Annotated in this window: 9 protein-coding genes; 3 read left to right on the forward strand and 6 right to left on the reverse strand. The window is 73.0% G+C overall.

Annotated elements, in window-relative coordinates:
- The 3 genes from ACTIR_RS0112355 to ACTIR_RS0112365 all read right to left on the reverse strand — a co-directional run.
- The coding region (locus ACTIR_RS0112355) for an acyl-CoA dehydrogenase family protein (protein ID WP_026454521.1) at nucleotides 1-309 on the reverse strand (309 nt) is incomplete at its 3' end.
- Nucleotides 310-1,413, reverse strand: a complete 1,104-nt coding sequence (locus ACTIR_RS0112360; protein WP_026454522.1) for a bifunctional MaoC family dehydratase N-terminal/OB-fold nucleic acid binding domain-containing protein — start codon at nucleotides 1,411-1,413, stop codon at nucleotides 310-312.
- Nucleotides 1,410-2,576, reverse strand: coding sequence for an acyl-CoA dehydrogenase family protein (locus ACTIR_RS0112365; RefSeq protein WP_026454523.1), 1,167 nt, complete (start codon nucleotides 2,574-2,576; stop codon nucleotides 1,410-1,412). Before ACTIR_RS0112365 ends, ACTIR_RS0112360 begins: the two co-directional genes overlap by 4 nt.
- A 119-nt stretch (nucleotides 2,577-2,695) precedes the next feature.
- On the opposite strand from ACTIR_RS0112365, the gene ACTIR_RS0112370 reads away from it, so the two are divergent.
- Complete coding sequence (locus tag ACTIR_RS0112370) at nucleotides 2,696-3,328, forward strand: TetR/AcrR family transcriptional regulator (protein ID WP_026454524.1); 633 nt, start codon at nucleotides 2,696-2,698, stop codon at nucleotides 3,326-3,328.
- On the forward strand, nucleotides 3,325-3,798 hold the full coding sequence (locus ACTIR_RS0112375; RefSeq protein WP_052583857.1) for a nuclear transport factor 2 family protein: 474 nt from the start codon (nucleotides 3,325-3,327) through the stop codon (nucleotides 3,796-3,798). The genes ACTIR_RS0112370 and ACTIR_RS0112375 overlap by 4 nt, the downstream gene beginning before the upstream one ends.
- Before the next feature lie 22 nt (nucleotides 3,799-3,820).
- Here ACTIR_RS0112375 and ACTIR_RS0112380 read toward each other — a convergent pair whose 3' ends face one another.
- Both ACTIR_RS0112380 and ACTIR_RS0112385 read right to left on the reverse strand, forming a co-directional pair.
- Nucleotides 3,821-5,074, reverse strand: coding sequence for an NADH:flavin oxidoreductase (locus ACTIR_RS0112380; protein WP_026454526.1), 1,254 nt, complete (start codon nucleotides 5,072-5,074; stop codon nucleotides 3,821-3,823).
- A 66-nt stretch (nucleotides 5,075-5,140) separates the two neighbouring features.
- Nucleotides 5,141-5,902 (reverse strand): SDR family NAD(P)-dependent oxidoreductase, encoded by a 762-nt coding sequence (locus ACTIR_RS0112385; RefSeq protein ID WP_026454527.1) that lies wholly within the window; start codon nucleotides 5,900-5,902, stop codon nucleotides 5,141-5,143.
- A gap of 308 nt (nucleotides 5,903-6,210) precedes the next feature.
- Between ACTIR_RS0112385 and casG the strand changes: the two genes are divergently transcribed.
- Nucleotides 6,211-7,851, forward strand: a complete 1,641-nt coding sequence (gene casG / locus ACTIR_RS0112390; RefSeq protein WP_026454528.1) for a steroid-24-oyl-CoA synthetase — start codon at nucleotides 6,211-6,213, stop codon at nucleotides 7,849-7,851.
- A 311-nt stretch (nucleotides 7,852-8,162) separates the two neighbouring features.
- On the opposite strand, the gene ACTIR_RS0112395 is transcribed toward casG, so the two are convergent.
- Entirely contained in the window at nucleotides 8,163-8,852 is a 690-nt protein-coding gene (locus ACTIR_RS0112395) for a PaaI family thioesterase (protein ID WP_026454529.1), read from the reverse strand.
- Nucleotides 8,853-9,001 lie beyond the last annotated feature (149 nt).

The following is a 9,001-nucleotide window of genomic DNA, read 5'->3' on the forward strand; positions in this document are numbered from 1 at the left end:
ACCGTCGGCGGCGTCGGCCAGGGCCAGCGATGCCACCACCGACGGCCACACCGGCACCGGCGCGACGCGACGACCCAGCGCCTCCAGCACCACGCACAGCCCGCTCGTCCCGAGCCCCGAGCCGCCGTACCGTTCGGGCAGGGCGATGCCGAGCAGGTTCGCCCCGGCCAGGGCGCGCCAGAGCCGGTCGTCGACACGGGCCCCGCCCGCCTCCACCTCGGCCACCCGTTCGGTGGTGGCGTGCCCGGTGACGATGTCGTCGGCGAGACCCGCCAGCGCCCGGAGGTCCTCGTCGAAGGTGAAGTCCATCTACTCCTCCTCCCGGGCGCGCGCGGTGCCCGCGGCGTCCCCGGTCACGGCCGGTCGGAAGACCGGCAGGGTGAGCTCGTCGTCGGCGTCCAGCCACTCCAGTTCCACCGGCATGTCGAGGGCGACGTCGTCGGGTTCGACCCCGACCAGGTTGGTGATCAGCCGGGTGCCCTCGGCCAGTTCCACCACCGCGACGAGCAGCGGGTAGTCGAACGCCGGGTGTCTCGGGTGGTGCGCGACGACGTAGCTGTACACGGTGGCGCGGCCGCAGGCCTCCACCGTGTCCCAGTCGAACGAACCGCAGTCGGGACAGCACGGCCCCGGCGGGTGCCGCAGGGTGCGGCAGGCGGCGCAGCGCTGGATGACCAGCCGGTGCTCCCGGCAGGCGTCGAAGAAGAAGGCGTTGTCCCGGTTCACCGCCGGACGGGGACGCAGCGGACGCTCGTCGCCTCCCCCGCCGGGCCCGCCGCCTCCGACGGTGCCGCCGGATCCGTCCGCACCGGCGGAGGCGGAGGAGTCCGCGGCGGCGGTCTGCCCGGCGGGCCGGAAGCGCAGGATGCGCCAGCGCTGGGTGGCCACGACCGCGCCGTGCTGGTCGGTGTAGGTGCGCAGGCTGGTGAGGAAGTGTCCGGTGCCCAGCGCGGTCGTCTTCTCCGGCGAGACCGATTCCAGGGTCTCGGACACCGACAGGTGGTCGCCCGGGACGAGTTCGCGGACGAACTCCTGGTCGGAGTCGGTGGCCACCACGGAGGTGAACCCGGCCTCGTCCAGCAGGGCGAACATCTCGTCGAGCACGGTGGGCGCGGTGCCGCCGGTGTCCCCGTCGCCGTCAGTGTCCCCGGTGTCGTCCGCGCCGTCCTGTACGGCACGGTGGGCGGCGTAGCCGCGCATGGTCCAGGCCTGCGCCATCGCGGGCGGGGCCACCACACCGGGACGTCCGGTCGCCCGGGCGGCCGCGTCGTCCAGGTGGATCGGGTTCGCATCGCCCATCGCCTCGACCCAGTGCCGGATCATCGGCACGTTCACCGGGTCCTGCGCGGGCCGGGTGGGACTCAGCTCCCGCCCGACGAACGCCCGCAGCCGCTGTTCGAGAGTGTCGTTCATTTCCCCCGTCCCAACCGGGGCAGTCCCAGCCCCTGGGTGGCGACCATGTCGCGCAGCACCTCGTTGACCCCGCCGCCGAAGGTGTTCACGATGCCCTGGCGGGACAACTGCTCCACCTGGCCCGCGAGCACGGCGCCCGGCGATTCCGGGCGTACCCGGCCCGCCGCGCCGAGCACGCCGAGCAGCAGCCGCTGCACCTCGACATGGGTCTCGGTCCCGTACACCTTGGTGGCACCGGCCTCGGCGCCGGTCAGCGTCCCGTCCCCGGCCGAGCCGACCATCCGCCAGTTGAGCAGGTGCATCGCCTCCAGCAGGGCGTGCGCGCGGGCCAGGTCCCGGCGCACCCACGGTTGCCCGATCGCCCCGCTGTCCCTGGCCCAGCCCAGCACCTTCTCCCACAGGGCCGTCATCCGGCCGCCGAGGGCGGCCAGGCCGACCCGTTCGTGGTTGAGCTGGGTGGTCATCAGTTCCCAGCCGGCGTTGATCTCCCCGACCACGTTCGCCTTCGGCACCCGCACCCCGCTGTAGTAGGTGGCGGTCACCGTCATCCCGCCGACCGTGGCGATCGGGCTCCACGAGAACCCGGGGTCGCGGGTGTCCACGATGAGGATCGAGATGCCCTTGTGCTTCGCCGCGTCCGGATCGGTGCGGCAGGCCAGCCAGATGAAGTCCGCGGTGTTGGCACCGCTGGTGAAGATTTTGCTGCCGTCGACGATCCAGTCGTCGCCGTCCGGCACCGCGCGGGTGGTCAGCGAGGCGAGGTCGGTGCCCGCCCCGGGTTCGGTGTAGCCGATGGCGAACACGGTCTCGCCGGTGAGGATGCCCGGCAGGAAGCGTTCCCTCTGCTCGGCCGAGCCCCGGGCCATGAGGGTGGGGCCGACCGTGTTCACGGTGACGAACGGGAACGGGATCCCGGCCCGCTGCACCTCGTCGAAGAAGACGAACTGGTCGGCCATGGACCGTCCCTGCCCGCCGTACTCGGCGGGCCAGCCGAGGCCGAGCCAACCGTCGGCGCCGAGCCGGGAGACCACCGTCCGGAAGTGCTCGCCGCCCACGCCCTCCTCGCCCGCCCGTCGGCGCACGTCCTCGGGGAGGAATCCCGAGAAGTACTCCCTGAGCTCGGCGCGGAGCCGGCGTTGCGCGTCGGTCTCGCGCAGTCGCATGTGCCGCTCCCCTACCACGATCCGGTGGTGAACCTGATGATGGACGGAAGGTTAGACCCATGTTTAGACACTTGTCCAGATGGTCGTTGACCGGACTCCCGGGCCGATAGGGTGGGTCCATGCCGAAGGACACCGCCGGGGACGGCACCCGCGTCGTGCGGCGCGTGCTGTCGGCCACCCAGGCCGCCACACGGGACAAGCTGATCGACGCGGCGATCGAGGTCGCCACCGAGAACGGGTACGAGGGCGCGGGGGTGCGCGAGGTCGCCGCCCGCGCGGGGGTCTCGGCCGCCACCGCGTACCAGCACGTCAGCTCGAAGGACCAGCTGCTCGTCGAGGCGCTGCTCGCGCTGGGCGACCGGGTCGGCGCCAGCGTCGACGCCCGCGGCCCGTCCGGCGGCGGACCGGCGGAGCGGTTGACCGACGTGTTCGGCCGCGTGCTGTGGCAGGCCGCGCAGAAGCCGTTGCTGTACCGGGCGCTGTTCCGGGCCTACGTGGCCGGCTACCCCGGGATGGCCGACGGGAGTGACTCCGTCGGGTTCGGACCGGAGCGCGCGGCGTGGATCGGCCGGACCCTGCGTGCGGGGGACACGGCCGGGCACGACGACGCGGAACTGGACGCCGCCGCGCGCGTGCTGTCCACCACGTTCCTCGGCGCGATCGTCGGTGTCGCCGCGGGACGCGACGCCGAGGACGTCATCGGGGTACTGGACGAGGCCGTGCACCGGCTGCTGCCGGGGACCCGGTCGTGACCGGAACGGACCGGGACACGCTCACCACGGCCGACCGGTTCGCGCTGGCCGACCTTCCCGCCCGCTACGCCCGGTACGTGGACGACAGGCGGTGGCAGGCGGCGCTGGAGCTGTTCACCGACGACGCCGAGTTCGTCCTCCCCGACCCGCCGCGCACCCTGGCCCCCACACTCGTCCACCGGGGGCACGCCGGGATCGCCGACGTCCTGACCGCGCTGGAGGCCGTGCCGGTCACCTTTCACGCGCTCGTCGGGGAGGTCGTCGACGCCGGACCGGAACCGGGGACCGCGACCGGCACGGTCGCGTGCGAGGCGCACCACCTGCTCGACCCCGGCCCCGGCGACACCACCGACCTGGTCTGGCACCTGCGCTACACCGACGTCTACCGCCGTGTCGGCGACACCTGGCTGTTCACCCGCCGGGCGCTGCGCCTGGCGTGGGCCGAGACGCGGGCGGTCCGGCACTCCTGACCGGCCCGCCCGGGTGGGGGCGTCACACCACGGTGTTGCGGCCCCAGCCGTGGGCGCGCGGCCCGTCCGTATCCCGCAGGACGCAGTGGGTGCCCTTGTAGATCGAGGGCATGCACTTGTTGCAGTGGATGCACAGGCTGCGGGCTGCTGAGTCGTCCCGCAGCCGGTTGACCAGGTCGGGTTCGCGCAGCAGGGCGCGGGCCATCGCCACGAACCCGAAGCCCTCCCGCATCGCGGTGTCCATGACCTCCCGGTTCGTCACTCCGCCGAGCAGCACCATCGGCAGGTCGACGGCGGCGCGCACCTGCCGGGCCTGCTCCAGCAGGTAGGCGTCGGTGTAGGGGTAGGACTTGAGGAACTTCCCGCCCACCATCTGCACACCGAGCCGCACCGGCTGCGGCATCACCGCGGCGAAGTCCTCCAGCGGCGCGTCGCCCCGGAACAGATACATCGGGTTGCGCAGGGAACTGCCCGCCGTCATCTCCAGCGCGTCCACCGAGCCGTCCTGTTCCAGCCACCGGGCGAGCTGGATCGCCTCGTCCAGCCAGAACCCGCCGGGCGCGCCGTCGTCCATGTTCACCTTCGCCAGCACGGCCACCCGGTCGCCGACGGCGTCGCGCACCGCGCGGGTCACCTCCCGGGCCAACCGGGTGCGGTTCGCCAGGCTGCCGCCGTAGTCGTCGGTGCGCCGGTTCAGCTTCGGGCTGGTGAACGAACTGGCCAGGTAGTTGTGTCCGAGGTGGACCTCGACCGCGTCGAACCCGGCCTCGACCGCCGAGGCACCGGCGTTGCCGAAGTCCCGCACGATCCGGGTCAGGTCCTCGCGGGTGGCGGGGCGCGTCATGCTGCCGCTGGTGGCGTGGAAGTGCCGGGACGGGGCCAACGCGGGCGCCCTGGTGTCCCGGGGGTTGGCCACCGGGCCCGCGTGCCCGAGCTGCGCCGAGACGGCCGCCCCTTCGGCGTGCACCGCGTCGGTCAGCTGCCGCAGCCCCGGCAGGGCCTCCGGCGTCCACACGAGCTGGTGCTTGTCGGTCCGCCCCTCCGGGGAGACCGCGCAGAACGCCACGGTGGTCATGCCCACCCCGCCGCGGGCGTACTCCCGGTGGAAGTCGATCAGCTCACGGGTCACCCGCCCCCGGTAGGCCAGACCCTCGTAGGTGGCGGCCTTGATCGTGCGGTTGCGCAGGGTCACGGGGCCGAGCGTGCCCGGGGAGAACGGGTCCGGTACGGCGGCGCGGCCGTCGGATCCGCCGGATGTGCTGTCGCTGTCGTTCACGGGTTTCCTCTCCTGCCGGGGCGGATGTCGGTACGGGACGGGTGTGCGCGTTCCGGGCGTGCCGGGTCAGCCGAAGTTCGCCTGGCCGCCGTCGAGGGGGACGGTGGCGCCGGTGAGGTAGCGGGCCTGCGGACCGGCCAGCCAGGCGACCGCGGTGCCCACGTCGGCCTCGCAGTCGCCGATGTAGCCCAGGGGGATGGTCCTGCGGAACTCCTCGGCCTCCTCCGGGTTCTTCCGGATCCACCATTCGAGGCTCGGCGAGAGCGCGTGCGGGGCCACGGAGTTGACCCGGATCCCGTCCGGCCCCCACTCCACGGCCGCCGTGCGGGTCAGCGACCGCACGGCCTGTTTGGCGGCCGCGTAGGCACCGAAGTTGGTGGCGTCCCAGCGGACCATCGCCGAGGTCACCAGGTTCACGATGCTGCCGCCGCCGCGGGCCTTCAGGTGCGGGTGGCAGGCGGTCATGAACGCGAACGTCGCGAACGGACCGTGCTCGAAACCGGTGCGGAAGTCGTCCCCGCTCAGTGACAGCAACGGTCCGAAGGCGCCGGAGTAGGCGTTGTTCACCAGGATGTCGATCCCGCCGAACCGGTCGGCGATCCCGTCGACGAGTGCGGGCACGGCGGCGGTGTCGGACACGTCGCAGACGAACGGTTCGGCGTCGACCCCGCGCTGCCGGATCAGCTCGGCGGTGGCCCGGAGCTTCTCCCCGGTGCGTCCCAGCACGGCGAGGGTGGCGCCCTCCGCGGCCAGCGCCAGGGCGATCCCCTGCCCGACGCCCTGTCCGGCGCCCGTCACGAGGGCGACCTTCCCGTCGAGTGTGCCCATGATCCTGTCGTCCGCTCCCTGTCCGCGACTGCCCGTGCATCCCGGATGCCGGGGAAGGCGGCGTGGCGCCGCACGGCGCACCCCGGTGCGCATCCGGGCCTCATCGTGGCCGGGCCGCATCCGCCCGCGCCCGGGTCCGTCCCGCTCACCGGGAACCGACCGGTGTCGGCGGGCCGCACCGGCGAGGGTGGCGTTCATCCCGGTCATCGGGATTCCGACCGTGCCCGCACGTGCCTACCCTCGACAACGGATCGGCCCGCCGACGGCCGGCGCCGCGCCGCCGTCGGCCGGGCGAGGAAAGGGAGCCAATGACCGCATCGGGTCCGCAAGCCGCACAGGAGATCGTTTCCCGCCTCACCGGCCCCGGCGGTGAGTTCGAGATGGCCGTCGACGACGTCCTCGGCGCCCGCCTGCCGGTGTTCGTGAACCGGGCCGGTTCGTTGGGCGAGGTGCTGTCCGCGTCGCTGCGCCACGGCGATGCCGACTACCTCGTCACCGAGCACGACCGGCTGTCCTTCGCCGAGCACGGCGCGGCCGTGGCCTCGCTGGCCCGGGTGCTGCGCACCGGGTACGGCGTCGGCCCGGGCGACCGGGTGGGGATCATGGCCGCCAACTCGCCCGGCTGGATCATCGCCTTCTGGGCCACGGTGAGCCTCGGGGCGGTGGCCGTGGGGTACAACGCCTGGTGGTCACCGCGCGAGACCGAGCACGCCCTCGGACTCACCACACCGACCGTGGTCGTCGCCGACCACAAACGCGCCCCGGCGCTGCGCGAGGCCGGGGTCACCGTGCTGAGCGTGGAGGACGACCTTCCCGCGCTCACCCGCAGGCACCCGGACGCGCCCCTGCCCGACGTGACGGTGGCCGAGGACGACCCGGCCGTCGTCCTGTTCACCAGTGGGACCTCCGGCATGGCCAAGGCCGTGGTGCACACCCACCGCAATCTGACCTCGGTGATCGAGTACCACCGGTTCAACGACGCGATGGCGCGCGCCTTCGGCGACCCCACCGACCCGACCGCCCGTCGCTACCTGCTGGCGATGCCGCTGTTCCACATCGCCAGCCTGCACAACCTCGCGATACCCCGGCTGGCCACCGGCAGCGCCGTGGTGATGAACCTGGGCCGGTTCGAGGCGGACCGGGTGCTGCGCCTGATCGAGTCCGAGCGGGTGACCAACTGGGGCGCGGTGCCGACGATGGCGCACCGGCTGATGGAGCACGGCGACCTCGCCTCCTACGACCTGTCGTCACTGACGGCGTTCTCACTCGCCTCCGCGCCGTCGTCCCCGGAGTTCAAGCAGCGGCTGCGGGAGACGGTGCCGTTCGCGAAGAACTCCCTCGTGGACAGCTACGGACTGACCGAGTCGGCGACCGCGATCTCCGTCGCCACGCCCGCCGATCTGGAACAGGCACCGGGGACCCTCGGCAGGCCGGTGATCGGTGTCGAGGTGCAGATCCGCGACGAGACGGGTGCCGTGCTGCCGCCCGGGCAGGAGGGCGAGGTCTGCACCCGCAGCGCCTACATCATGGCCGAGTACCTCCACGATCCGGAGGCGACCGCGCGGACGATCGATTCGGACCGGTGGCTGCACACCGGTGATATCGGCCTGCTCGACGAGCAGGGCAGGCTCCGGTTGGCAAGCAGGCGGTCCGACCTGATCCTGCGGGGCGGGGAGAACGTCTACCCCACCGAGGTGGAGTACGTGCTCGACGAGCACCCCGCCGTGGCCGAGTGTGTCGTCCTCGGTGTGGACCATCCGGACCTGGGCCAGGAGGTCGGTGCCGTGGTGGTCACCCGGGACGGGGCCGCGGTCACCGAGCGGGAGCTGACCGAGTTCTGCCGGCAACGCCTGGCCCACTTCAAGGTCCCCTGCCACTGGCGCCTCACCACCTCCGCCCTCCCCCGCAACGCCACCGGCAAGATCATCCGAAAGACCATCACCCTCTGACCCGCGAGTCGCCACCCCAGAACCGCGAGTCGCCACTGCAGGATGGCGAGTCCACACCCCAGGACGGCGAGTCGTCACCTCGGGACAGCGAGTCGACGCTCCCGGGCCGCGAGTCGCCACCCCGGGACTGCCGGACCGACACCGGCCGCGGGCTGGTCCACCCGTGGGCCGATCCCACACGCCGCCGGTCCACGTGCGGTGCCACGTCAGGGACATCGACTCGCCGGGGCGTCAACTCCCGGTCCTGGGACGTCAACTCGCGGGACTGGGGTGGCGACTCGCGGGACCGGGGTGGCGACTCGCGGGGTGGGTCAGGACGGGAGGGGGACGAACTTGCGGATGAACAGGCCCTCGGCCGTGACGTAGGTGGTGTCCCCCGCGGCGATCGTGCCCTCGGTATGGATCTTGCGGCCGTCCACGGCGGTACACCGGGCACGCACGGTCAGCTCCTCGAACAGCGGCGTGGGCCGGCGGTAGTGCAGGGTCAGGCGCGCCGTAATCCCGGAGGTGCCCGCCCAGTGGTTCGCCACGCCGAGGGAGTGGTCCAGCAGCAGCGCCGACACGCCGCCGTGGGCGTAGCCCGGCGGGCCCTGATAGGCCATCCCGAGCGTGGTGGTTCCGGACACCGAGCCGTCCGGGTGGCCGGTCAACGTCAGCGGCGGGGCGATCGCGTTCTCCGGTCCGGTCACCGGGTCGTGTCGGGTGACGCCCTCCCCGCTCCACATGTCGACCATCCGGTCCTCACGGGAGGGCGCGTGCCCATCGAGGTAGTCGGCCACGGCGTCGAGCCGGTCCGCCACATCGGCCATCTCGGCCGCGGTGTTCCCGCCCGCGTGCAGCAGTGCGGAGATGACCCGCCGCGCCGCGGCGACCGCGGCGTCGATCCCCTCGTTGTCCGCCGTGGCCGTCAGCCTGTCCTCCGGCACCGTCTCGCCCGGTCCGTCGTCCGGCACCGTGTCCCCGTGGCCGTCCCACGGCGTCGCGTCGGCGTTGGTCGTCATCGGACAACGGTAACCGTCGCGCGGCCCGCTCCGCCGCCGAAAGTAGACAGTGTCACGTCGGCCGCACGTGCGCGCGCGGGGCACTTTCCCCGCACCGGGCGCCGTGCGGGGCACCCGCACCGCGTCACACGCGGGCGAGGTGCCCCGCA

The organism is Saccharomonospora iraqiensis subsp. iraqiensis, from assembly GCF_000430445.1.
Lineage (GTDB): Bacteria > Actinomycetota > Actinomycetes > Mycobacteriales > Pseudonocardiaceae > Saccharomonospora > Saccharomonospora iraqiensis.

Excerpts from the sequence above, each read along its gene's own strand:
- ACTIR_RS0112395 (WP_026454529.1), bottom strand. The coding sequence starts at position 8,852 with ATGACGACCAACGCCGACGCGACGCCGTGGGACGGCCACGGGGACACG.
- ACTIR_RS0112360 (WP_026454522.1), bottom strand. The coding sequence starts at position 1,413 with ATGAACGACACTCTCGAACAGCGGCTGCGGGCGTTCGTCGGGCGGGAG.
- ACTIR_RS0112370 (WP_026454524.1), top strand. The coding sequence starts at position 2,696 with ATGCCGAAGGACACCGCCGGGGACGGCACCCGCGTCGTGCGGCGCGTG.
- ACTIR_RS0112365 (WP_026454523.1), bottom strand. The coding sequence starts at position 2,576 with ATGCGACTGCGCGAGACCGACGCGCAACGCCGGCTCCGCGCCGAGCTC.
- casG (WP_026454528.1), top strand. The coding sequence starts at position 6,211 with ATGACCGCATCGGGTCCGCAAGCCGCACAGGAGATCGTTTCCCGCCTC.
- ACTIR_RS0112385 (WP_026454527.1), bottom strand. The coding sequence starts at position 5,902 with ATGGGCACACTCGACGGGAAGGTCGCCCTCGTGACGGGCGCCGGACAG.